Raw genomic sequence first — 23,069 nt, forward strand, 5'->3', positions numbered from 1 at the left:
ATCCTTAACTCCTAAGAGGATAAATGCGCCCTAAACCTTGGTTTTAGCACGCGTTATGTAAATTAAAAGGTGTTAGCATCGGCCGCTTTCGCTGCCGCATCGGCTTGTGCCACTTGTCCAGTATTAACCAATTGACGTAAACACTGGTCAAGGGTTTGCATGCCGTGGGTCATACCGGTTTGGATCACCGAGTACATTTGCGCAATCTTGTCTTCGCGGATCAGGTTACGAATAGCCGGAATACCTATCATGATTTCATGGGCAGCAACACGCCCACCGCCATTTTTCTTCAACAGGGTTTGCGAAATAACCGCGCGCAGTGATTCCGACAACATAGAACGCACCATGTCTTTCTCTGCCCCAGGGAATACGTCGACGATACGGTCAATGGTTTTAGCCGCAGAGGTGGTATGCAAGGTACCAAATACTAAGTGACCCGTTTCCGCTGCGGTGAGAGCCAGACGTATGGTTTCAAGGTCACGCATCTCACCCACGAGAATAACATCGGGGTCTTCACGTAAGGCACTGCGTAGCGCCGCATCAAAACCATGGGTATCTTTGTGTACTTCACGTTGGTTGACCAAACACTTTTTGTTTTGGTGCACAAATTCGATCGGGTCTTCAATGGTTAAGATGTGTTTATAGTCATTATCATTGATGTAGTCGATCATTGCCGCCAAGGTGGTTGATTTACCCGAGCCCGTCGGACCCGTTACCAATACAAGGCCACGCGGTGTTTTCGAAATTTTCTTGAAAATCTCTGGTGCGTTAAGATCATCTAAGGTTAACACTTCGCTGGGGATGGTACGAAATACCGCACCCGCACCGCGGTTTTGGTTAAATGCGTTCACACGAAAACGCGCGAGTTCAGGCACTTCAAATGAAAAGTCGGTTTCTAACTTTTCTTCAAAGTCTTTACGCTGCTTATCGTTCATGATGTCATAAATCAAGCTATGCACTTGTTTATGATCTAATGCCGGTAAGTTGATTTTTCGAACTTCACCGTCAACCCGTATCATTGGCGGAACACCAGCAGAAAGGTGTAGATCCGACGCTTTATGTTTTACACTAAACGCCAATAATTCTGTAATATCCATAACCTAAAGATTCCTGTAGTCACGATTATGAGCACTTTAACTAAGCAACTCACTAAGGTGTTATCTCAGATTGAGCAAGCTGCTGCGGCGGCTAATCGAGATAAGCATGAAATAAACCTGCTGGCAGTCAGTAAAACCAAGCCCGCAGAGCAAATTAAGTTGGCGTATGCTGCCGGCCAACGTCGGTTTGGCGAGAACTATGTGCAAGAAGGCATCGAAAAAATCCAAGCCCTGCGCCAAGATGCAGATATCACCCAGCCCATTGAATGGCATTTTATTGGCCCACTGCAATCTAACAAAAGCAAGTTAGTGGCAGAGCACTTTGATTGGGTACAAAGCATCGACCGTTTAAAAATAGCACAACGCTTAAGCAATCAGCGTCCTGCTGAGCTGGGGCCACTCAATATCTGCTTACAGGTCAATATTAGCGGAGAAGCCAGTAAGTCGGGAACCACTTTATCTCAAGTTATTGAACTTGCATCACAAGTAAGTGAATTACCCCAATTGAAATTACGTGGGATCATGGCTATTCCTGCACCAACAGATGACGTTAACGCGTTAAACAACAGCTTTGCACAACTACATAGGTTATATTTGCAATTACAGCAAAACTACCCCGACATAGACACCCTATCTATGGGCATGAGCGGTGACATGAGTGTGGCGATTGCCAATGGCAGCACCATGGTTAGGGTTGGCACCGCCATTTTTGGCGCGCGCAACTATCAAAATTAAGCGACTTAATCATTACAAAGAGATGCAAATGGAACAGAAAAAAATCACCTTTATCGGCGCAGGCAACATGGCCAGCAGTTTAATCGGCGGCCTAGTACAAGATGGTTATGATAAAAGCCTGCTTTCGGCCAGTGATCCCAGCGCCGAAAATCGCACCAAGATGGAACAACAATTTGCTGTCACCACCTTCACCGATAACGCTCAAGCGGTTGCTAATGCCGATGTAGTGGTCCTCGCTGTTAAGCCACAAATCATGGCCGATGTCTGTCAACACTTAGTTGATCAAGGCGTAGACCTCGCTAACAAGCTGTTTATTTCGATTGCCGCCGGCATTTCCGTTGCCCGATTACAAGGTATTTTTGGCCAAGTGCCTGTGGTGCGCACCATGCCAAATACCCCTGCGTTACTACAACAAGGCATGACAGGGTTATTTGCTTCAGAGCAAGTAAGCGACAGTGATAAAGCTTTTGCTGGCGATCTGATGACCGCTGTAGGCAAAATTGTTTGGGTGGAAAGCGAAGCGCAAATTAACGGCATCATTGCCGCCTCTGGCAGCGCGCCGGCTTACTTTTTCCTGTTTATGGAAGCCATGCAGCAAACTGCGATTGACATGGGTTTTAGCCCAGAGCAGGCGCGTTTACTGGTACAGCAGTCTGCCTTAGGCAGTGCCCAAATGGTCATCGAAAACCCTGAGCTTGATTTAGCCACCCTGCGCACCAATGTTACTTCTAAGGGCGGCACCACGGCCGAAGCCATTCGCACCTTTAACGAACAAGGTCTGGCAGAGACGGTGAAACAAGCCATGCAGGCTGCAGCAGCGCGTGGCGCTGAAATGGAACAACTCTTTTAGGAGGCAAGATGGGCACCAACCCGTTTGATTTTTTAATTAACACCCTGTTTGATTTATATATTTCAGTGGTGATATTACGCTTGTGGCTGCAATTGGTGCGGGCAGATTTTTATAATCCGTTTTGCCAATTTGTGGTCAAAGCCACCAATCCATTGCTCAAACCCTTGCGCCGCGTGATCCCAGGGTTTGGCGGTTTTGATGTCGCCAGCGTGGTATTGCTGTTATTAGTGGTACTGGCTAAGTTGTTGCTTTTGCAATACCTGAACTTTCTGCCTTATGCCATGAATAGTGTTGGCGGGTTATTACTCGTTACCGCTCTCGTCGCGTTAAAGAAAATCGGCTACTTGTTATTCTGGGTGTTAATCATTCGGGCAATTTTAAGCTGGGTTAGCCAAGGCCGCAGCCCCATCGAGTATGTGATGTATCAGCTTACTGAGCCCTTAATGGCACCTGTGCGTAGAATATTGCCAGCAATGGGCGGGCTCGATTTGTCCATTTTGGTGATTTTCATTGCGCTGCAATTTATCAACTACGGCTTCTACAGCGTACTTGGTCAGTTGTGGGCAGTGATCTAACATCAAAATGTCATCTCAAACCAATGTCTTTCAAGGTGGTCAAGCTTGCCTTGCCACCTTGGATAAAAATACACATGCTCCTAGCTCACTTTTGTTACATATTTACCTGCAGCCCAAAGCCGCAAAAGATGCCATTGTCGGCCTGCACGATGGCGAGCTTAAAATCACTATCACGGCGCCGCCTGTTGATGGTCAAGCCAATCGCCATCTTGTTAAATTTTTGAGCAAGCAATGCAAAACGGCTAAAAGCCAGATAAGCATAGAAAAAGGCGAGCTTAGCCGTCATAAACAAGTCAGAATTGACCAACCTAAAGTGATCCCTGAGGTGATTTTGTCGCTAATGGATCATAATTAACCTCACTTAAGCATCCTAAGAGTAAGGAGTACCGTATGCTTAACTTTAAAGCGCTGGCCTTGAGCCTATTCGCCACCCTTATGTTGCTCATAAGCACGCCAAGCTGGGCCGAGCAAAAACAAACCTTTGCCAATTTAGACGTGCATTATATTGCGTTTAACTCCACCTTTTTGACGCCCAAAATAGCCCGCGCCTATAAGATAAAACGCAGCGGTTACAATGCATTACTTAACATCAGCGTGCTTGATACGCAGCAGCTAGGCAATCCGAGTGTGCCCGCCACTTTAACTGGCACGGCAAAAAACTTACTCGGCAACGTCACCGAGCTTAACTTTCGTGAGGTAAAAGAAGGTGATGCCATCTATTACCTGGCCGAACTGCCGTTTCGCCATGAAGAAACCTTTACTTTTGATATTAAGGTAACCAGCCAAGGCAAAAATAACCGTTTAAAGTTCGTGCAAAAATTTTACGTTGAAGAAGACTAATATGACCAAGCAACTTGTACTTGCCACAGGTAATCTAGGCAAGGTAAAAGAGCTAGCCGATATGCTAGCGCCTTATGATCTCGAAGTGCTGCCTCAAAGCCACTTTAAGGTTTCCGAGGTGGAAGAAACCGGCACAACTTTTGTCGAAAACGCCATTATTAAGGCGCGCCACGCCGCCTACGTCACCGGCTTGCCCGCCATTGCCGATGATTCCGGCCTCGAGGTGGACTTTCTTAAAGGTGCGCCAGGCATCTATTCCGCCCGCTTTGCTGGCCCTCATGCCAATGATCAAGCCAATATCGACAAGCTGCTACACGAGCTAGACGGCGTACCTGAATCACAGCGCACGGCGCGTTTTCATTGTGTGCTGGTACTCATGGCACACGCTGATGATCCAACACCCGTGATTTGTCACGGTACTTGGGAAGGCTTTATTACCACCAAACCCCATGGCGAAAACGGCTTTGGCTATGATCCGGTATTCTTTGTCCCAAGCGAAGGCAAAGTCAGCGCCGAGCTTAGCAAGGAGCGCAAAAACCAGCTCAGCCATCGCGGCAAAGCCTTGCAGCTGCTCAGTACCAAAATCAACAAAAAGCTAGGACAATAATGCTCACTCTGCCCCCTCTTAGCTTATACATACACATACCTTGGTGCGTGCAAAAGTGCCCCTATTGCGATTTTAATTCCCACGGTTTAAAAGGCGAAATTCCTGAAACCGAATATATCACCGCCTTGTTGGATGACCTTAAGCTGGAAGCCCATTACGTGCAAGGTCGTCCATTAACCAGTATTTTTATTGGTGGCGGCACACCTAGCTTGCTAAGTGCAGAGGCGATGGCCCGTTTGCTGGCGGGGGTAGAACAACAAATCCCCTTTGCCAAGAACATCGAAATCACCATGGAGGCCAATCCCGGCACGGTAGAAACGGCGCGCTTTGCAGGGTTTATCGATGCTGGTGTGAACCGAATTTCTATCGGCGTGCAAAGCTTTCAGCAGCCTAAGCTGAATTTACTTGGCCGGATCCACGGCCAAGATGAAGCCGTTAATGCAGCCAAACTTGCTAAGGCCAGTGCTTTAAACAGCTTTAATTTAGATTTAATGCACGGCTTGCCAGATCAAAACCTCAGCGATGCCTTGTTTGATCTTTCCACCGCCATCGAGCTCGCACCGCCCCATTTGTCTTGGTATCAGCTGACCATAGAGCCCAATACACAATTTGCCTCCAAGCCACCAACCCTGCCCGATGACGATATTTTGTGGGATATTTATGAGCAAGGCCACCAGCGGCTCACCGAGGCAGGCTATGTGCAATACGAAATCTCTGGCTATGCTAAGCCCGGTAAACAATGCCAGCATAATTTAAATTATTGGCGCTTTGGTGATTATCTTGGGATAGGCTGCGGTGCCCATGGCAAAATTACCTTAGCCGATGAAAATAAGATTATTCGCACCACTAAGGTCAAACACCCCAGTGGCTATCTGGATCCCAATAGGGCTTATTTAGATCAACTCGTCACCGTCGCACCACAAGAGTTGCCATTTGAGTACATGATGAATCGTTTGCGTTTATTTGAAGCCTTTGACAAGAATGAGTTTAGCGAGCGCACCGGCCAGCCATTGAGCTTAATGCAAGGCACGATAGATGACGCTATCGCCAAAGGTTTACTGCTTGATCTGGGTCAGCAGTGGCAGGTTAGCCCGCAAGGCCACCGCTACCTTAACGAACTGCTGGCTTTATTTATGGATGACGAATAGAAAAAGGGCCCTAAACAGTTAGGGCCCTTTTTAATTGTTAACTATTTTAGCTAAGTTAATCGCTGCATGACTGCAGCTCCCACAAAACTGCAGCTCCCAGAGTTAACCAGAACTGAAGTTATTTAACTAAAAGCGGTAAGTCGCGGTGGCATACACACTGCGCTCAGCCGTGTTGTAATTTTGCTTCACTTCATATTTCTTATCAAAAATGTTGGCAACCCGACCACGTAAGATCAAGCCGTTATTGAAGTAATAACTGGCCGCAATATCCGCCAAATAATAGCCCTTCACCTTATTCGTATTGGCGCTATCGTCATAGGAATCGCCGTGGTATAGGTTGTCTAAATCCAACTGTAAACCTTGGAAGCGGTAGTTGATATTCCATTTAACCATGTGCATCGCACGGCGCGGCAAGTACTTATTGGTCGCCTTATCTCTGGCATCGACATAGTCATAAGACAAGAAATGATTCACCTCACCGGTTGCGAAATCCGCTTGGAACTCCACCCCTTTAATGGATGCGGTGTCCACGTTCTCTGGTGTGTAGTAAGTGGGGGCTGGCCAGATAATTAAATCATCAATGCGAGATTCGTACGTGCCCAAGCGTAGATCGGCATACTCATAAGCCCATTCTATCGCAAGATCATAACCCACCGACTCCTCGGGCTTAAGATCAGGGTTGCCCTTGTTCCATGCCGTTTCAGGGTAATATAAGTCATTAAAGCTTGGCGCTTTAAATGCGGTACCGACAGAGCCGACTAAACGCACCTGGGGGTGCACTTGGATCCCTGTCGCCATTTGCCATGTGGTATGGCTGCCATAGCTTTGGTTGTCATCAACACGGGCACTGCCTTCAAAGCTTACCGGCGCCAACTGGTAATGCACATTGACATAAGCGGCCTTATTATCGCGCTCTGTCTTCGCATAAGGCGAGCCCGACGTCGCCACCTTATCCTGAACCCACTCTAAACCGCCCGTTAGGGTCGCCTGTGGCGCAATCGGCGCACTCACTAACCAGTTAGCCAATTGCCGCTGAGTTTTAAACTCATTGTTAGATGTGGCTGATTTGTTCTCACTTTTGTCTTGGTTCGCCGCTAAGGTTAGCTCAGAGAACAGCTGCTTTCCTTGATAGCTTAACTTACCCGCCACATTGTAATTATCGGTTTCACTGTATGGATTTTGATACCAGCTACTGTCGTATTCAGCTTTACCTTGTTGCAAGTAACCTTGCAAGCTGGCTTGCCATTGTTCATTGATATGCGCACCTAGCTCAGCCACAACACTGGTGTTACGAAAGCCATCGTCATCTTGATCTTGGGGTAACTTCTGAGAAGAAAAGCCATCACTGTTGTCGTGTTTGGCGGCTAACTTTGCCCAAAAGGTGTCGGTGAGCGCATGTGAAATAGACGTTTCAATGCTGGCGTACTCATAAGAGCCCACGCTACCACTTAATGCCACTTCGTCTTTACCTTGGTAGCTGGTGATCACATTGATCACGCCACCGATGGCATCTGAGCCATAAATAGTGGCTCTTGGCCCGCGGATAAACTCAATTCGTTCGATCCCCGTTAATGGAATTTGGCCAAAATCAGCCGCCCCGGTTGTCGCGCTGCCAATACGAACGCCATTAATCAGCAATAGCACATGTTTACTCGAAGCACCGCGCACAAAAATATCCGTTTGCTGGCCCATGCCACCTTCATTAACCTGGATCCCCGGCAAACGGCGCAACACTTGCGCAAAGGATTTAGCTTGAGAAGCTTCTATTTCTTCTTTTTCAACCACCACCACAGGCGCAAGAGCACTGGTTAACGGTTGATTGGTGCGGTTGGCGGTGATGATCATGGTGTCATCGGCAGATTCTGCAAGTGCAAAAGGCATGCACAGCGGCGTCAATGCCACTGCGAGAAGTGTTTTTTTCATTGTCTATAAACCTTAGTCGCGTTAAAACCTAAGCGTCCATCGCTTAGTTGCTGGTCGGTATTCGGACTTAAGAGTTGCCCGCTAAGGGCGCGCATGACGACTTCCCAAAGGATGACCTTCAGTGTCTGAGTTTTACTCTGTCATGATGCTTGCTCTATTACCGCTGCGCGTCAGTCAGGGATTTTCACCCTGTTCCCACCCCAAATGGGCTTAAACCAGCGTCGGCGCGCATGCTAAGGACAGCAGGGCCAAAAGTCCAGCATTGTTTTGTCCAATATTCTACTTATGGCAATATTAAGTTCGGCTATGGCCGCTCAATTTGGCGATAACGTATCACTTGTTAACAAAATCCAGCCATTTCCCTAAGAAAACGGTAAATCATTAGGGCCTGTTGACCTTTTGAGCTTGTTTTTGCAGCGATTTGTTGGATATTTATACAAAACAATCGTTGTGGGCAGCACCTTTGTAGCATAGCCATCTATGCAAAAAGGCGCTAACGTAGTAGAAATGACCAACAAACGCTGTCCTACGGATTCGGCTAAAGCCCTTCGGGCGTAAGCATTCTGTGCGTCGTTGAGCAGTATTTACTTAGAAGGCTAAGCTACACACTGCTCGCCTTGCTCAAAACGCTTTTAGACAGGGTGTCCCCTCTCGAACAAAAATTAACCGCGAAAGGTCAACAAGCCCTAACATACCTCTATTTCTCCTCCACAAAAACTTAACTTCTGTCACGCATTGGGCATATACTAGCTTTCTCAATTAAACACAAAAAAAGGATCAAACCGTGCTTGATTACTTTGCCTTAGGCTTGTTGGTGTTTGTCGCCATCACCTTTTTCTACGGCATTATCGCCATCCATGATATTCCTTACGAAATATCCAAACATCGCAATCATCCTCATCAGGATGCGATTCATGTCGCAGGTTGGGTGAGCTTGTTTACCCTGCATGTGTTGTGGCCGTTTCTGTGGATTTGGGCCACCTTGTATCGTGAAGATAGAGGTTGGGGATTTGGCACTAGCGGTCGTGATACCAAAATGGAAGAGCTTTACCTCAAAATTGACGAGTTAGAAAGCCGTCTTAACCAGCTTGAAAGTCAAGGAGACAAATAATGGATTTACTGCTCATACTGACTTACACCGCCATTTGTGTCGCCGTCTTTAAGATCTTCAAAATCCCTCTTAATAAGTGGACGGTGCCCACCGCCGTGCTAGGGGGCATCGTATTAATCGGCACCTTGATCTTTTTAATGAACTACAACCACCCTTACTCGGAAATGACCCGTGAATACTATGTCACCACCCCTGTTGTGCCCGCGGTGACAGGGCAAGTAACCGAAGTATTGGTCAAACCTAATACCCCAGTGGCGAAAGGCGATACCTTATTCAAGCTAGATGCAACGCCATTTCAAAGTAAAGTGGACTCCCTCAAAGCGAGGCTAAAAAGTGCTAAAGATGATTTAAGCCGGGCCCTAGAGCTAAAAAAGCGTGGCGTGGGTAAACAGCGTGACATAGATGTCGCACGCGCCAATGTGGATGATATTAAAGCGCAACTGGTACACGCCGAATTTGAATTATCACAAACCGAAGTCAAAGCCATGAACGATGGCTATGTGGTGCAGCAAGCCCTTTATCCGGGCATGTTAGCGGTCGCGATGCCGCTGCGACCTGTCATGATTTTCGTTAACCGCGAAGGACAAAACCAATACACGGCGTGGTTTAGACAAAACAGCTTATTACGTTTAAAACCCGGTTATGACGCCGAAATTGCGTTCGATGGCATCCCGGGGCGCGTCTTTAAAGCCAAGGTCGAGCGGGTATCACCGGCTATGGTGGAAGGCCAAGTCCAACCTTCGGGCACCATTATCTCACCTGCTACGGCACCGATGCCGGGCCGGGTTGCCGTGGTCTTAACCATTACCGACCCTGACTTTGATGAGTTTAGTGCGGACATTCCGGGCGGTGCCTTTGGCCAAGCAGCGGTCTATTCCGACCACTTCCATCACGTCGCTGTGATGCGTAAAATTTTACTGCGCATGTCGTCTTGGATGAGTTACTTCTTCCCTTTCCATTAATCATTACAGGGCCGCGCGAATGCGGCCCTGAAATCCCCCCCATTAGCGAAAGGCGAGCCATGGACAATCCATTAATCGACCCCCTATTTGAGCTATTAATTAGTGAGCCAGGCCCCTTCAAAATCCATCAACTCGCACAGCTCATCAAACCACTACGGCAAACTCAGCTCGACGCTGATGCTAACTTGCATTTGTACAAGCTAAACTTCTTGATCATGAATGCCCTGTTTCAGCTAAAACAAGAATTAGCCGATGACTATGAGCTACTGATTAGCAGCTTGCATATCGAGCTAGTGGCGAGATCACCGAAGCAACTTCTTGCCCAACAAGGGGAGCCAAGCTTGCAAACAGGCTTACAAGCTTTTTATCTAGACTGGCAGAACTACCAGGCAACAAAAGCCGAAGTGGATGCGTTACTTAACCAATTTTGGCAAGCGTTACAAGCCCCACGAGCAACGGCTGAATGCTCTCGCCAACAAGCGCTCGCTATTTTCGAATTACCCCCAAACGCATCGGCTTTGCAAATAAAGCGCCGCTGGCGCCAACTTGCCCTGCGTCATCACCCCGATCGTAGCCAAGAGCCCGCAGCCAACTTCCAACGCTATTTGGCAGCTTGGCAAGTATTAAAATGCAATCACGATTGTATTTCGTGATAGAACTAGATGTTTTTGGCTAAAAGCCAATGATTTAATCAAGATTCTCGTTATCATTCCGATAATGTTTATAAACTCAACTTTTTATATCCGTGGATAAAAGTTGTTTATCTCTGTGTGTTTACACACCTAACCATCGAAGAGGTGCGCCGTGTTAAATAATCTTAATTTTAGAGTGAAGCTTGCCATTCCCGTGGTGCTAGTGACATTCATTTTCGCTGTCATATTTATCTACACCATCATGGCCTTTAATCAACAAGTTGAGTTCAATACCCAGTACACCCAAGAAGTGCAACCGGTGATGATGGATCTTGATGATGGTTACCGCGATGTGTATCAAGCCACTGCAGCGCTACAAGGGCTGGTTATTGCCAATGGCAACCAGACCTTGATTGAAAAACAAGTGTTTGAATACAACGACAACGCCCCAAAAGCGCGAAAGCGTTTATTAGCGGCGCAGCGGTTGATCGAAATCGGCTTTATTGACCGTTCTCATCAAAGTCATTTAGACGAGCTGGCAAAAAACTTTGATGCGTGGCTTGCCATGACGAAACCATACATCAACAAGCCAGAGCAAGCCCCCGCGCTGTTTGAACAACAAGGCGTTGAATTAGAACAAGCCTTTGACAAGATGCGTGCTTCCTTAAAGCAAGTGCAGGATGATTTGATTGAGCGCATCAACGTGGTTGAACAAGAGAAACTCAATGCCATCGCAAGTGCCAAAACCATGATGGAAATCGGCGCTATCGGCGGCTTAGTCGCGGCGATATTACTCACTTGGTTTCTCGGTAAAATCCTTATCGCCCCTGTTCTGCGTTTAACCCAAGCGATGAAAAACATCGCCTCGGGTGAAGGCGACCTCACCGCTCGCGTGCCCGTTGAAACCCAAGATGAAGTGGGTCAGTTAGCCGAATCCTTCAATACCTTTGTTGAAAAAATTCAGCAAACCATTACCGAAGTGATCGTGTCATCCAATGCGGTACGCGCGGAAATGACCAATATTCAGTCGATCACTCAAGGTGTGGCCCAAGGCGCAAGTAATCAACAACTTGAAAGCGATGCCGTGGCGACCGCGGTACATGAATTAAGCGCCACCAGCGAAACCGTCAGTCAAAACGCCGAGGACGCAGCCAACGCCAGTCAAGATGCCGATAATGAAGCAACCAGTGCTAAACGCATTATTTCAACCACTGTGGTGTCCATTCAGTCGCTATCTAAAGAGCTAGAGCAGGCGGCCAACGTGATTAATACCTTAGAGCATGATGTCGGCAACATAGCGTCGATTTTAGACGTGATCCGAGGCATTGCCGACCAGACTAACCTGCTGGCATTAAATGCGGCAATAGAAGCGGCCAGAGCCGGCGAACAAGGGCGAGGGTTTGCGGTGGTGGCCGATGAGGTACGCTCACTGGCCAGTAAGACCCAAGCCAGTACGGGTGAAATCCAAAACATGATTGAAAAGCTGCAAAACGGTGCCAAACAAGCGGTGAGCGTGATGACTTCCAGCCAAGACAGCGGCCAACAAACCGCAACGCAAGCAGGTGAAGCAGGTGCATCCTTAGACACCATAGTCAATGCCATCGCCATGATTAATGACATTAACATTCAGATCGCCACCGCCGCTAAAGAGCAAAACCAAGTCAGCGAAGAGGTCAGCAGCAACGTACAGCGCATTGCCGATAACAGCCATCAAGTGGTTGAAATGGTGTCCAGTGCCGAAAATGCCTGTGATTCATTAGCTCAGCAATGTGAAAACCTAGATAAGCTCGTCGCTCAATTTAAGGTGTAGCACCATTTAGGGCCTGTTGACCTTTCGCGGTTAATTTTTGTTCGAGATAAAAGCGTTTTGGGCAAGGCGAGCAGTGTGTAGCTTAGCTTTCTAAGTAAATATTGCTCAACGACGAACAAAACGCTTTTAGCCGAATCCAGAGGACAGCGTTTGTTGGTCATTTCTACTGCGTTAGCGCCTTTTTGCGTAGCTGACTATGCGGCAAAGTCGCTGCCTTGTATAAATACCCAACAAATCGCTGCAAAAACAAGCTTAAAAGGTCAACAGGCCCTAGTTACCTGCCAAAAAAGCGCTTCGGCGCTTTTTTTATTTGTTGCAACCCCTATTGAAAGCCAGGATTTCCATGCAGTGAGAAATGTTCTTTCTATACTTGAAAGAACTCACCGCCAGTCAATGGAAGCCGATATGCTAAATAACCTCAGCTTTAGGGCTAAATTTGCCTTACCTGTTGTGCTCGTCTCGCTTATTTTTATTCTGATCATGGCGTTCGTGATCGCGAATTTTAATCAACAAGCCGCCTCGAGTTTGCGTTACAGCCAAGAGATCCAGCCCGTTGTCGCCGCTCTAGATGATGGTTACCGCGACGCATACCAAGTCACAAGCGCCATTAAAAGCTTGGTTATCGCCAACGGCGACCCTAAATTAATCGCAAAATACATTAGCGAGTATAATGATGATGCCCCGAAATCCAGGGCGAGGATCATGTCATCGCAAAAGTTAGTCGATAACGGCTTTTTAAGCCAAACGCATCAGGCACATCTTGATGAAATGGCAAGCACCTTTGATATCTGGTTTAACCTAACCAAGCCTTATGTTGCCAATCCGCAACAAGCCGCGAGTTTGTTTGCCAGTCAAGGCGATGAACTAGAACAAGCATTTGACACCATGCGAGCCGCTTTAAAGCGTGTACAAAGCGACCTGCTGGCCAATACCGACGCATTTAAGCAGCAACAACTCAGCGCCATTGAACAGACCAAACTGATGATGGCAATTGCGGGAGTCATCGCCCTCATCATCGCAGCCGCATTAACTTGGTGGTTAGCTAACATCATCATGGCACCAGTGAAGCGATTAACCGCAGCGATGGAAAACATCGCCTCGGGTGAAGGTGATCTCACCGCCCGCGTGCCCGTTGAAACCCAAGATGAAGTGGGCTTGCTTGCCGGATCCTTTAATACCTTTGTTGAAAAGATTCAACAAACCATTACCGAAGTCATCATTTCATCCAATGCCGTGCGCGCGGAAATGACCAATATTCAGTCGATCACTCAAGGTGTGGCACAAGGCGCAAGTAATCAACAACTTGAAAGCGATGCCGTGGCCACAGCAGTCCACGAGTTGAGTGCGACTAGCGAGACCGTTAGCCAAAATGCAGAAGATGCAGCCAATGCTAGCCAAGACGCCGATAACGAAGCGACCACTGCGAAGCGCATCATTTCAACCACAGTGGTGTCCATTCAGTCGCTATCTAAAGAGCTAGAGCAGGCGGCCAACGTAATTAATACCTTAGAGCATGATGTCGGCGACATAGCGTCGATTTTAGACGTGATCCGAGGCATTGCCGACCAAACTAACCTGCTGGCATTAAATGCGGCGATAGAGGCGGCTAGAGCCGGCGAACAAGGGCGAGGCTTCGCGGTGGTGGCCGATGAGGTGCGCTCACTGGCCAGCAAAACCCAAGCCAGCACGGGTGAAATCCAAAACATGATTGAAAAGCTGCAAAACGGTGCCAAACAAGCTGTAAGTGTGATGACTTCAAGCCAAGATAGCGGCCAACAAACCGCAACGCAAGCAGGCGAAGCAGGCGCATCCTTAGACACCATAGTCAATGCCATCACCATGATAAATGACATTAACATTCAAATCGCCACCGCCGCTAAAGAACAAAATCAAGTCAGCGAAGAGGTCAGTAGCAACGTACAACGCATTGCCGATAACAGCCATCAAGTGGTTGAAATGGTGTCCAGTGCCGAAAACGCCTGCGAATCCCTCGCCCAGCAGTGTGAAAACTTAGATCTACTGGTGGCGCAGTTTAAGGTGTAAAGACGACGTGACTCTATTGTGCTAGCTAAGCGCTTCGGCGCTGTTTCTGTCAAGACGGAAAATTAAAATGAAAAAAAAGGCCTCGCAGATGCGAGGCCTTTTATATGGTGCCCAGACGCGGAATTGAACCACGGACACGGGGATTTTCAATCCCCTGCTCTACCGACTGAGCTATCTGGGCGAAATAAATGGTGCCGACTACCGGAATCGAACTGGTGACCTACTGATTACAAGTCAGTTGCTCTACCTACTGAGCTAAGTCGGCACGTTAAACTTAACGTTATTAACCTTAAGTTTAATATGGTGCCCAGACGCGGAATTGAACCACGGACACGGGGATTTTCAATCCCCTGCTCTACCGACTGAGCTATCTGGGCGAAACAAATGGTGCCGACTACCGGAATCGAACTGGTGACCTACTGATTACAAGTCAGTTGCTCTACCTACTGAGCTAAGTCGGCACGTACTTAACGTGCAGCACCTTAAGTTTTAAAAATGGTGCCCAGACGCGGAATTGAACCACGGACACGGGGATTTTCAATCCCCTGCTCTACCGACTGAGCTATCTGGGCGACGGAGCGCTATTAAATAGATTTTGGTTGCAACCGTCAACTGTTTTTTTAAAAATTCCTGCTCTCGCTAACTGTTTGCACAAGCTTTCACCAGTTCGCGGTAAAAAGCAGCAGTTTCATGCCAAAAACCCGAAATTAGCCCTGACTGCGGTTTTGGTAAAACAGTTGCTGCGCTTTATTCACCTTATAAAGATAGCGCCGAGATTCTGCCGACGGATGTTGTTGCGTGAGCATTTGATACACCTGTTGGCTAGAATGTTGATTTATTACGTTGGGCGCATGTTTTCGATCACTGTGAAACGTTTTTAATACATTTCCCGCGCCGCCGTTGTATGCCGAAATAATCGCGTAGCGCAACGATTCAGGATCTTGAATATCCTTGAGATAGCGGTTTTTCAAAATATGCAGATAAGCCGTACCAACATCAATATTGTTTTCCGGATCAAACAAGTATTGCCGCGATGGCTCACCGCCGCGTTGTTTGATTTTTTCAAACACATCCCGCCCAGCCGTCGCCGGAACGACCTGCATCAAACCATAGGCGTTGGCATGAGATACTGCGTAAGGGTTAAAGCTACTTTCGGTTTTCATCACCGCATAGATCAGGCTTTCATCGATGTCGTATTTTTGGCTATATTTCCTGACCAAATGCGCATACTTGTATTCGCGTTGGTTTTGATGATCTTTGACCAGATTGAAGCTCACCGACCACACTTCACCGATTTGGCGATATTCACGCACTAACTGCGTTGCTAATAAGTGCTCTGCAAAGCGGTTCGCACGCCAGCCCCATTTTATGGGTTGCCCTTCCTGATCTTCTACTTGCCCAAGTAAGAAGGGGTCACCCGCACTGGGATCGATTTCTTGAGCCGAAAATAAGTCAACTGAACTAGGATCGCTGGGGGTCAACAAGGTGGCCACAATAGCATGGTGTAAATGCTGCTCGGGTTGCTCTGTTGCGATGGTTTCTATGGTAATCACGCCGTTGTCAAAATCAATTTGCGCACGACTTTGGTAATTATCTGTGTACTTAACATAATGCTTACTGCTAGCAAACACACTGTCATTTTGCCCCCAAGTCACATATACCCGATCGGCAAAGTGGTTGATCAAGCTTTCGAAGCCTTCGGTATCCTTGGTGGTATCGTTTGGATTGCTGTCGTAATAGTCTTGGCGCTGCGCCAAAAATTGATCAACCTCATCGGTTGTTGAAATGGGTGCCTCATTACTTGCACACGCCGCTAATAGCAGCGTGGGCACAAGGCATAAGCTTGAATAAGTGAACTTCATAGGCATTAAGCTGAAGGAGGTGTATAGCCCTCGATATCGACCTCTTGCCCTTCAAAAAGGTACTTCACCATTTCTGTTTCAAGCAGTTTACGATCATCGGCGTTCATCAAATTTAATTTTTTTTCGTTGATTAGCATGGTTTGTTTTTTTTGCCAATCCGTCCAGGCTTCCTTGGAAATATTATCAAAAACACGCTTCCCCAATTCCCCTGGAATTAATTGAAAATCAAGGCCAGGTAGTTCTTTTTTCAGGCGGGCACACATTACGGTTCTAGCCATGGTTATCCTCTACTGTTGCAACAAGTTGTAAAGCTGGGCTGTCGAGCAATTTTTGCGTGGCAGCCGCTAAGCCAATCGTTTGTGGTTGGGCTAAGTTATACCAGAGAGCCGCATCCGCTTCCATTACCTGACGCGTATTCCACAACGAAACATCCACCAGCACCGGCTGAATATCAAAATGATAATGGCTAAAGGTGTGGCGAAACGCGTCTAGATGTTGGATGTGATACTGCTCGACGCCAAGGCGCGCTAGGACAGCCTCTTGCTCGCGATCATCCTCAGCTTGAGGAAAACACCATAAACCACCCCAAATGCCTGTGGGAGGCCGCTGCTCTAGCCATACCTTTTGCCCATCACGCACAATAATCAAACGTCCACGCTTCACGGGCTGCGTTTTTTTCGGTTTCGAATGAGGATACGCGGTAGGGGTTTCCTGTGCCAGCGCCATACAATCACTTGCAATGGGGCAAATATCACATTTAGGTTTGCTGCGCGTACAAATGGTGGCCCCCATGTCCATCATCGCTTGGTTAAACTGGGTTACACCTTGGCGCGGGGTACAAAGCTCACTTAATTGCCACAATTGCTGCTCTACGGCTTTTTGCCCCGGCCAGCCTGCAATAGCCTGATGTCTAGCCAACACCCGCTTCACATTGCCATCTAAGATGGGGTGATATTGACCAAGGGAAAGAGACAGCACCGCCCCTGCGGTGGAACGCCCTATGCCCGGCAAAGCCAGTACCTCATCAAAATCTTCAGGAAATCGCCCGTTATAGTTATCGCGGATCATTTGAGCGGCTTTATGTAAATTACGCGCTCGGGCGTAGTAGCCTAATCCACTCCAGTGATGCAAAACTTCGTCTTGATTAGCATTGGCCAAGGCGATCACATCGGGGAAGGATTGCATAAACTGATTGAAATAAGGGATCACGGTAGCAACTTGAGTTTGTTGCAACATGATTTCTGACACCCATACTGAATAGGGGGTTTTAGCTAACTGCCAAGGCAAGGTTTTACGACCATGTTGGTCATACCAAGCTAAAATACGGTTAGCAAATGCGACATTGTCCAAAACGGCTTCTCTTTTCTAATATTTTTAGGGTACTTGCTAAAGCGCTACAGATCCTTAACAGGAAGATGCCATCTTGGCATTTATACCCAATCAACCTAGATATGCTTATTCAAGTTGATTGGGTATAGCGCTTTACTAGGCGACAAGCATAAACAACTGCGACGAGCGACACCAGAGAAACAGACCCGCAACAACCTTGCTTATCGCAGAGAAGTTTGGATAATGCACGCCATTAAACCAAATCCACCCGAGTTTCGTTTTAAGCTTGACGCGAAACACGATCAAAAAAGGTATTTGCCATGAGCGATGACGTTAACAATCCTGAAGCACAACCTAAATCCATGCGCAAAATTCGCAGTTTTGTTAAACGTGAAGGCCGCATGACACAGCGTCAAAGTAACGCTAAGGAACAATATTTTCCAACCATGGGCTTAACCTATGAAAAGAAATTATTAGACCTTGAAGCGGTATTTGGCCGCCAAGCGCCTTTGGTCATTGAAGTCGGCTTTGGCATGGGTAAGTCCTTGGTGGAAATGGCGAAGAACAACCCTGATTATAATTACATCGGCATTGAAGTGCACGGCCCAGGTGTGGGTGCCTGTCTGGCGGACGCTGCCGAAGCGGGGATCACTAACCTGCGCGTATTTGAGCACGATGCGGTGGAAGTATTAGCCGATATGATCCCAGATGGTGCCATGTCGACCTTCCAGCTTTATTTCCCAGATCCATGGCACAAAGCGCGCCACCACAAGCGCCGTATTGTCCAACCTGAGTTTTTGGCTTGTATTCATCAAAAAATGCGTGAAGGCGGTATTATCCACATGGCAACCGACTGGGAAAACTACGCCGAGCACATGCTGGCCGAGTTGACCGAAGCGCCGGGATTTGAAAATACATCACCAACTCAAGATTACGTACCGCGCCCTGATTGGCGCCCGCTAACTAAATTTGAAAGTCGCGGTCACCGCTTAGGTCATGGCGTATGGGATCTTATCTTTAAACGCGTCGCGCTATAAGCCGCCTTTCGCACCATATAATAGAGCTGGACTATAGGGTCCAGCTTATTTAATTTGATTAGCTAACCAATAGACTCCGCCTTGCTTTGTTAACTTTGCCGCCATTGCCAAAACATTTTCCCAAATAAATACATTACCCCTAGAATGCCAAACACGGGCATGACCACAAAGGCACCATTGATACGGTAGTAGTTCGGCTTCACTTCATCGTTGACCACAGAATAACCGGACCAATGGATATAGTCATCAGCGTAATAGGTTAAGTGCCATTGGCCATCACCGCCTTGCTCTAACTCGAAGCCCTCATTATTTTCTAGCCGCCCCCTTAAATCACGCCCGACCACAAGCTGCAATGACGTGTTTGGATCGCGCTGAAACAGCACTTGATAGCCCGTTTCGCTTTGATACAAAACAGGAAAAGCCAGGCTTGGTTGTTGCTCAGAGGGAAGACTTCTCGGACCGACTATATAAGGTGCAATCAAGAAAGAGAGGTAGAACAAAGAGCAAAAAGTCACTAAGCCCAACAACAATCTCAAACATCCACGCAGTAATCTCATTAAATATATAAATCTCAAGAAATAAAAAAGAGGCTAACATCTAGTTAGCCCCTTGCGCCACAGCAAGTTACAGATCAATCAATAAACATTTTACTGAGTCATTTAGGCCACCGAGTGGCTTAGTTCCCGACATTGAAATTGTGCTAACTGTTGATCTAGCTCCTCGGCTTGATGTTTAAGAGAAGAGCTGCCAGCCGCGAGCTCGGTTAGCTCTGAATTGGTTTGCCCTAATTCCATGTGTAAATCATTGACGTTTTGGCTCATGGTTTGCGCCACCGTCGCTTGCTGCTCGGCTGCAGCCGCAATTAAGGTATTGCGATCATTGAGTCTGCCTATCTCTTCGGTGATCGCTTTAAATTCATCGCCCACTTTATTGGCTTCAGTTAAGCCGCGTTGCGCCGTATTCACGCTTAAATCCACCAAAGACACCGCCCCCTGCGCTTGCTGTTTCAGCTTATCTATCATTTCGGCGATTTCCCCAGTGGCGCCTTGAGTACGAAATGCAAGTTGGCGCACCTCATCGGCCACCACAGCAAAACCACGACCATGCTCCCCAGCACGGGCAGACTCAATGGCCGCATTCAACGCAAGCAAATTCGTTTGCTCAGAGATACTGTTTATGGTGTCAACCACAGAATGGATCGCGATCACCCCGTTCGATACATCTTGCACAGCCATAGAGCATTGTTTCAATTTATCGCAGACATCATTAATCGCGGCAATTGAATGGGCTAAACTCGATTCCCCTTGATGGGATTTATCGTCGATGGAATGGGAGTCAGTGGAGGCTTGCATGGCATTTTCTGCCACCTCACTGATGCTGCAAACCATCTCTTCCATGGCACTAGCAAGCTGGTCTAACTTATTCAGCTGACTTTGTATCAGTTGATTGGTGTGGCCCAAATTAGTGTCCATTTGCACCGCCGTGGTGGCCACATTCGCCCCATTTTGGGTTTGCTGCTGCAAAATAGCACTGAGCTTTTGCTGACTGAGGTTAAGGGCCTTAGCCAAAAAGGACATCTCATCTCGCCCCTTCAAATCAACTTGCTCACGTAAATCACCTTGGGAGAGCTTTTGCATGGCGCCAATGAGATAATTAACTCTTACATTTAAGTGCTTAGTAACGATAAACATCATTAAGATAACAAACAGGGTGACTCCCACAAAGGGCACAAAAATTTTGGTATAAATGGCGGCGAGAATACTTTGTGAGCTGTCGAGGTAAATCCCAGCTCCTAGCACATCTCCCCCTTGTTCTAGGGGGTATAAGTAAGTGGCTTTACTGATTTGTTCATTGCCGCCGGGTTTAGTATGCGGGTAATGCACCATCATCGGAATGCCGGTTTGACTGGTTTGCACAATCGCTTGAGCTAAAGTACCGCCTTCATCTAATTGAATTTCTATGAGGGGCTGACCTTCTTTACTCGGGTTAGGTGGGTAGACCACATAAGAGCCATCTTTGCCACTTAATAGAAAAGCATAACCAGAATTGTCGTCTCGCCAGCGGGCTGCGTATAACTGCTGCTTTAGGCTGGCACTATCTTGTGATTGGAGGCGCAACATTTTGGCCAAGGACGTGACATGATGTTGCAAGGTATGATGCTCAAGGTTCACCACCCCTTCCTTAACGCTAGAAGTGGAAGACAATGTACTCATTAGCATGGCTATCACCACAACTAAGGACATCAACATCATTAAGGTAGATAATTTAAATCGGCCGAAAATCTGGGAAGCAATATTTAACATGGTCAGTTACTCCGCACTCAATTCGGTGGAATTCGATTAAATAGTACGCGGTTCAGTCCTACTCACATCACATGAAACGGTTAAATGATCTTTTTCCGCCTAGTAAACAAAATATTTCCGCTTAATTCGACTACCCATAATTAAGTAGCCTTGCTAATTAAGCATAGGTAGTTTGGATGAAAGCGCCACGGACCTGAGTCTTCGGTCGTAGCAAAATTGACCACTTCTGACAAAATAAACAATAAAATCAATAGCGTTATCCACTAAAAAATAATTAATCATTTTCCAATGCCTAAGCTGGAACCGATATCATAAAGTGAATCACCCAAGTTTGAGCACAGAGAGGTTACATCAATAAAGGCAACTGCTAAAATGCCAGACCACTTTAGCTGACTGAATAATGCAATGAGACAATATCTAGATTTATGCCAACGTATCGTTGATGAAGGGGTTTGGGTTGACAACAAACGCACCGGCAAACGCTGTTTAACCGTGATCAACGCAGATTTAACTTATGATGTCGCTAAGGGCGAATTTCCCCTGGTCACCACCCGTAAGAGCTTTTGGAAGTCAGCCATCGCTGAGTTATTGGGCTATATTCGCGGCTATGATAATGCTGGCGACTTTCGCGCCATTGGCACCAAAACTTGGGATGCCAATGCCAATGATAACCCAGATTGGTTAGCTAACCCTTACCGTAAAGGCACCGATGACTGTGGTTTTATTTACGGTAAAGTGGGACGAAACTTTCCTAAGCCTGACGGTGGCAGCATTGATTTATTGCGTCAAATCGTCGATGACCTAACACAAGGCATAGATAACCGAGGTGAAATTTACACCTTTTACCACCCTGGCGTGTTTCACATGGGCTGTTTGCGTCCTTGTATGTACAGCCATCACTTTTCACTGCTCGGTGATACCTTGTACCTAAATAGCACTCAGCGCTCGTGTGACGTGCCCTTAGGCCTAAATTTTAACATGGTGCAGGTTTACTTCTTTTTGGCCATCATGGCGCAAATTACAGGTAAAAAAGCCGGTCAGGCCTACCATAAGATAGTCAACGCCCACATCTATGAAGATCAACTGGAATTAATGCGTGATGTGCAGTTAAAACGTGAGCCCTACCCGGCCCCCAAACTCATCATCAACCCTAAGATCAAGACCTTAGAAGACTTAGAAACATGGGTAACCTTAGATGATTTTGAAGTGGTTGATTATCAACACCACGAAGCGATTAAATACCCCTTCTCCGTATAACCGAGCCAAAAATAAAGGGAGCTAAGCTCCCTTTAACTGACTTGTTCCAAACGTTAAACGTAAATATTAAGCCTTAGCGGATACCGCTGGCTGTTTATATGCCCACACCATGAAGATCAATCCCGCTATCATCATAGGTAGCGACAATAACTGCCCCATACTTAGACCTAAGGTCAGTAAGCCTAAATGAGCATCGGGCTCACGGGCGAACTCGATGGTAAATCTAAACGTGCCATAGCCTAACAGGAATAGGCCTGAAATAGCGCCTAAAGGGCGTGGCTTGTTGGAGTAGAAGTACAACATAATAAAGAGTACAACGCCTTCAAGGGCAAATTCGTAAAGCTGAGAAGGATGACGCGGGTCTGGGCCCGCCCCCGGAAAGACCATACCCCAAGGTCCATCGGTGACACGTCCCCATAACTCACCATTGATAAAATTACCAAAGCGACCAGCACCTAAGCCAACTGGTATTAACGGCGCAATAAAATCAGCGACAGCAAAAAATCGGCGGTTTGTCTTCTTGGCAAACCACAGCATAGCCACTATCACGCCAAGTAACCCACCATGGAAAGACATGCCTCCTTCCCATATTTTTAGCAAATATAACGGGTTATCTAAAAACTGACTGGTTTGATAAAAAATCACGTAACCCATACGGCCACCGATAATCACTCCCAGAAAGCCATAAAACAATACGTCACTGACTTCATCCTTGGTCCAGCCTGAGCCCGGTTTCATGGCGCGACGATTGGCCATCCACATAGCAAATACAAAGCCAACCAGATACATCACCCCGTACCAGCGAACAGCTAGGGGACCTACGCTAAATATGACAGGATCGATTTGGGGAAAAGACCAGAACGTTTCAGACATGTGTGTCAACCTTGCAAAAATAAAGAAGCCATTTTGCAATCAAACCAGCTCAATAACAAGGGCATAGCTTGAGGT

22 protein-coding genes, 5 tRNA genes and 1 riboswitch are annotated in these 23,069 nt (G+C 47.2%); of the genes, 14 read left to right on the forward strand and 13 right to left on the reverse strand.

Going from position 1 to position 23,069, the window contains the following annotated elements; genetic code table 11:
• Nucleotides 1–62: 62 nt before the first annotated feature.
• Nucleotides 63–1,097 carry a type IV pilus twitching motility protein PilT gene (locus K6Y21_RS07770; protein WP_233071238.1) on the reverse strand — a complete coding sequence of 345 codons (1,035 nt, stop codon included), beginning with the start codon at nt 1,095–1,097 and terminating at the stop codon, nt 63–65.
• A 27-nt stretch (nt 1,098–1,124) separates the two neighbouring features.
• Between K6Y21_RS07770 and K6Y21_RS07775 the strand changes: the two genes are divergently transcribed.
• Genes K6Y21_RS07775 through hemW form a run of 7 tightly spaced genes read left to right on the forward strand, consistent with a single transcriptional unit; the run spans nt 1,125 to nt 5,852 of the window.
• A complete protein-coding gene (locus tag K6Y21_RS07775) occupies nt 1,125–1,832 on the forward strand; it encodes a YggS family pyridoxal phosphate-dependent enzyme (RefSeq protein ID WP_233071239.1) in 708 nt (235 codons plus the stop codon).
• Nucleotides 1,833–1,860: 28 nt separating this feature from the next.
• Nucleotides 1,861–2,682 carry a pyrroline-5-carboxylate reductase gene (gene proC, locus K6Y21_RS07780; protein WP_233071249.1) on the forward strand — a complete coding sequence of 274 codons (822 nt, stop codon included), beginning with the start codon at nt 1,861–1,863 and terminating at the stop codon, nt 2,680–2,682.
• Between the two features lie 8 nt (nt 2,683–2,690).
• The gene (locus K6Y21_RS07785; protein ID WP_233071251.1) at nt 2,691–3,257 is read left to right on the forward strand and encodes a YggT family protein; all 567 of its coding nucleotides are present in this window, start codon (nt 2,691–2,693) and stop codon (nt 3,255–3,257) included.
• Between the two features lie 7 nt (nt 3,258–3,264).
• A complete protein-coding gene (gene yggU / locus K6Y21_RS07790; RefSeq protein WP_233071254.1) occupies nt 3,265–3,612 on the forward strand; it encodes a DUF167 family protein YggU in 348 nt (115 codons plus the stop codon).
• Nucleotides 3,613–3,647: 35 nt separating this feature from the next.
• On the forward strand, nt 3,648–4,097 hold the full coding sequence (locus tag K6Y21_RS07795) for a DUF4426 domain-containing protein (RefSeq protein ID WP_233071256.1): 450 nt from the start codon (nt 3,648–3,650) through the stop codon (nt 4,095–4,097).
• A 1-nt stretch (nt 4,098) separates the two neighbouring features.
• Nucleotides 4,099–4,704 carry an XTP/dITP diphosphatase gene (locus K6Y21_RS07800; RefSeq protein WP_233071258.1) on the forward strand — a complete coding sequence of 202 codons (606 nt, stop codon included), beginning with the start codon at nt 4,099–4,101 and terminating at the stop codon, nt 4,702–4,704.
• Nucleotides 4,704–5,852: a radical SAM family heme chaperone HemW gene (gene hemW / locus K6Y21_RS07805; protein ID WP_233071259.1), complete on the forward strand. Its 1,149-nt coding sequence runs from the start codon at nt 4,704–4,706 to the stop codon at nt 5,850–5,852. The genes K6Y21_RS07800 and hemW overlap by 1 nt, the downstream gene beginning before the upstream one ends.
• A 126-nt stretch (nt 5,853–5,978) precedes the next feature.
• On the opposite strand, the gene K6Y21_RS07810 is transcribed toward hemW, so the two are convergent.
• Entirely contained in the window at nt 5,979–7,775 is a 1,797-nt protein-coding gene (locus tag K6Y21_RS07810; RefSeq protein ID WP_233071261.1) for a TonB-dependent receptor domain-containing protein, read from the reverse strand.
• A 35-nt stretch (nt 7,776–7,810) separates the two neighbouring features.
• Nucleotides 7,811–8,010, reverse strand: a riboswitch (cobalamin riboswitch).
• Nucleotides 8,011–8,559: 549 nt separating this feature from the next.
• On the opposite strand from K6Y21_RS07810, the gene K6Y21_RS07815 reads away from it, so the two are divergent.
• The 5 genes from K6Y21_RS07815 (at nt 8,560) to K6Y21_RS07840 (ending at nt 14,333) form a co-directional block, all read left to right on the forward strand.
• Nucleotides 8,560–8,886 carry a DUF3302 domain-containing protein gene (locus K6Y21_RS07815; RefSeq protein WP_233071262.1) on the forward strand — a complete coding sequence of 109 codons (327 nt, stop codon included), beginning with the start codon at nt 8,560–8,562 and terminating at the stop codon, nt 8,884–8,886.
• Nucleotides 8,886–9,848: an HlyD family secretion protein gene (locus K6Y21_RS07820; RefSeq protein WP_233071264.1), complete on the forward strand. Its 963-nt coding sequence runs from the start codon at nt 8,886–8,888 to the stop codon at nt 9,846–9,848. Before K6Y21_RS07815 ends, K6Y21_RS07820 begins: the two co-directional genes overlap by 1 nt.
• Nucleotides 9,849–9,907: 59 nt before the next feature.
• Nucleotides 9,908–10,501 (forward strand): DNA-J related domain-containing protein, encoded by a 594-nt coding sequence (locus K6Y21_RS07825; protein ID WP_233071265.1) that lies wholly within the window; start codon nt 9,908–9,910, stop codon nt 10,499–10,501.
• Between the two features lie 151 nt (nt 10,502–10,652).
• Complete coding sequence (locus K6Y21_RS21400; protein WP_233071266.1) at nt 10,653–12,290, forward strand: methyl-accepting chemotaxis protein; 1,638 nt, start codon at nt 10,653–10,655, stop codon at nt 12,288–12,290.
• A gap of 405 nt (nt 12,291–12,695) precedes the next feature.
• Nucleotides 12,696–14,333: a methyl-accepting chemotaxis protein gene (locus K6Y21_RS07840; RefSeq protein WP_233071267.1), complete on the forward strand. Its 1,638-nt coding sequence runs from the start codon at nt 12,696–12,698 to the stop codon at nt 14,331–14,333.
• Nucleotides 14,334–14,438: 105 nt separating this feature from the next.
• Here K6Y21_RS07840 and K6Y21_RS07845 read toward each other — a convergent pair.
• From K6Y21_RS07845 to mutY, 8 genes are all read right to left on the reverse strand, one after another.
• A tRNA-Phe gene (locus K6Y21_RS07845) sits at nt 14,439–14,514 on the reverse strand.
• Nucleotides 14,515–14,522: 8 nt separating this feature from the next.
• A tRNA-Thr gene (locus tag K6Y21_RS07850) sits at nt 14,523–14,598 on the reverse strand.
• Nucleotides 14,599–14,634: 36 nt separating this feature from the next.
• Nucleotides 14,635–14,710: transfer RNA gene (locus K6Y21_RS07855), tRNA-Phe, on the reverse strand.
• 8 nt (nt 14,711–14,718) lie between these two features.
• A tRNA-Thr gene (locus K6Y21_RS07860) sits at nt 14,719–14,794 on the reverse strand.
• A gap of 35 nt (nt 14,795–14,829) precedes the next feature.
• Nucleotides 14,830–14,905 (reverse strand) — tRNA-Phe (locus K6Y21_RS07865).
• A 135-nt stretch (nt 14,906–15,040) separates the two neighbouring features.
• Nucleotides 15,041–16,195, reverse strand: coding sequence for a membrane-bound lytic murein transglycosylase MltC (gene mltC / locus K6Y21_RS07870; RefSeq protein ID WP_233071269.1), 1,155 nt, complete (start codon nt 16,193–16,195; stop codon nt 15,041–15,043).
• Nucleotides 16,196–16,200: 5 nt separating this feature from the next.
• A complete protein-coding gene (locus K6Y21_RS07875; RefSeq protein ID WP_233071271.1) occupies nt 16,201–16,473 on the reverse strand; it encodes an oxidative damage protection protein in 273 nt (90 codons plus the stop codon).
• Nucleotides 16,466–17,545, reverse strand: a complete 1,080-nt coding sequence (mutY, locus tag K6Y21_RS07880) for an A/G-specific adenine glycosylase (RefSeq protein ID WP_233071273.1) — start codon at nt 17,543–17,545, stop codon at nt 16,466–16,468. The genes K6Y21_RS07875 and mutY overlap by 8 nt, the downstream gene beginning before the upstream one ends.
• 299 nt (nt 17,546–17,844) lie before the next feature.
• On the opposite strand from mutY, the gene trmB reads away from it, so the two are divergent.
• The gene (gene trmB / locus K6Y21_RS07885) at nt 17,845–18,561 is read left to right on the forward strand and encodes a tRNA (guanosine(46)-N7)-methyltransferase TrmB (protein ID WP_233071274.1); all 717 of its coding nucleotides are present in this window, start codon (nt 17,845–17,847) and stop codon (nt 18,559–18,561) included.
• A gap of 89 nt (nt 18,562–18,650) precedes the next feature.
• Here the strand turns inward: trmB and K6Y21_RS07890 are convergent, their stop codons facing one another.
• Nucleotides 18,651–19,097, reverse strand: a complete 447-nt coding sequence (locus tag K6Y21_RS07890; protein WP_233071276.1) for a hypothetical protein — start codon at nt 19,095–19,097, stop codon at nt 18,651–18,653.
• 123 nt (nt 19,098–19,220) lie between these two features.
• Entirely contained in the window at nt 19,221–20,864 is a 1,644-nt protein-coding gene (locus K6Y21_RS07895) for a methyl-accepting chemotaxis protein (protein ID WP_233071278.1), read from the reverse strand.
• A 405-nt stretch (nt 20,865–21,269) separates the two neighbouring features.
• Between K6Y21_RS07895 and K6Y21_RS07900 the strand changes: the two genes are divergently transcribed.
• Nucleotides 21,270–22,121: a thymidylate synthase gene (locus tag K6Y21_RS07900; RefSeq protein WP_233071279.1), complete on the forward strand. Its 852-nt coding sequence runs from the start codon at nt 21,270–21,272 to the stop codon at nt 22,119–22,121.
• Nucleotides 22,122–22,187: 66 nt separating this feature from the next.
• Here the strand turns inward: K6Y21_RS07900 and lgt are convergent, their stop codons facing one another.
• Entirely contained in the window at nt 22,188–22,994 is an 807-nt protein-coding gene (gene lgt / locus K6Y21_RS07905; RefSeq protein WP_233071281.1) for a prolipoprotein diacylglyceryl transferase, read from the reverse strand.
• Nucleotides 22,995–23,069: the final 75 nt, after the last annotated feature.

It is taken from the genome of Motilimonas eburnea, assembly GCF_021295345.1.
Lineage (GTDB): Bacteria > Pseudomonadota > Gammaproteobacteria > Enterobacterales > CBDFNC01 > Motilimonas > Motilimonas eburnea.

Coding starts and splice junctions, on each gene's coding strand:
- K6Y21_RS07770 (WP_233071238.1), bottom strand. CDS start 1,097: ATGGATATTACAGAATTATTGGCGTTTAGTGTAAAACATAAAGCGTCG.
- K6Y21_RS07775 (WP_233071239.1), top strand. CDS start 1,125: ATGAGCACTTTAACTAAGCAACTCACTAAGGTGTTATCTCAGATTGAG.
- proC (WP_233071249.1), top strand. CDS start 1,861: ATGGAACAGAAAAAAATCACCTTTATCGGCGCAGGCAACATGGCCAGC.
- K6Y21_RS07785 (WP_233071251.1), top strand. CDS start 2,691: ATGGGCACCAACCCGTTTGATTTTTTAATTAACACCCTGTTTGATTTA.
- yggU (WP_233071254.1), top strand. CDS start 3,265: ATGTCATCTCAAACCAATGTCTTTCAAGGTGGTCAAGCTTGCCTTGCC.
- K6Y21_RS07795 (WP_233071256.1), top strand. CDS start 3,648: ATGCTTAACTTTAAAGCGCTGGCCTTGAGCCTATTCGCCACCCTTATG.
- K6Y21_RS07800 (WP_233071258.1), top strand. CDS start 4,099: ATGACCAAGCAACTTGTACTTGCCACAGGTAATCTAGGCAAGGTAAAA.
- hemW (WP_233071259.1), top strand. CDS start 4,704: ATGCTCACTCTGCCCCCTCTTAGCTTATACATACACATACCTTGGTGC.
- K6Y21_RS07810 (WP_233071261.1), bottom strand. CDS start 7,775: ATGAAAAAAACACTTCTCGCAGTGGCATTGACGCCGCTGTGCATGCCT.
- K6Y21_RS07820 (WP_233071264.1), top strand. CDS start 8,886: ATGGATTTACTGCTCATACTGACTTACACCGCCATTTGTGTCGCCGTC.
- K6Y21_RS07825 (WP_233071265.1), top strand. CDS start 9,908: ATGGACAATCCATTAATCGACCCCCTATTTGAGCTATTAATTAGTGAG.
- K6Y21_RS07840 (WP_233071267.1), top strand. CDS start 12,696: ATGCTAAATAACCTCAGCTTTAGGGCTAAATTTGCCTTACCTGTTGTG.
- mltC (WP_233071269.1), bottom strand. CDS start 16,195: ATGAAGTTCACTTATTCAAGCTTATGCCTTGTGCCCACGCTGCTATTA.
- K6Y21_RS07875 (WP_233071271.1), bottom strand. CDS start 16,473: ATGGCTAGAACCGTAATGTGTGCCCGCCTGAAAAAAGAACTACCTGGC.
- trmB (WP_233071274.1), top strand. CDS start 17,845: ATGAGCGATGACGTTAACAATCCTGAAGCACAACCTAAATCCATGCGC.
- K6Y21_RS07895 (WP_233071278.1), bottom strand. CDS start 20,864: ATGTTAAATATTGCTTCCCAGATTTTCGGCCGATTTAAATTATCTACC.
- K6Y21_RS07900 (WP_233071279.1), top strand. CDS start 21,270: ATGAGACAATATCTAGATTTATGCCAACGTATCGTTGATGAAGGGGTT.
- lgt (WP_233071281.1), bottom strand. CDS start 22,994: ATGTCTGAAACGTTCTGGTCTTTTCCCCAAATCGATCCTGTCATATTT.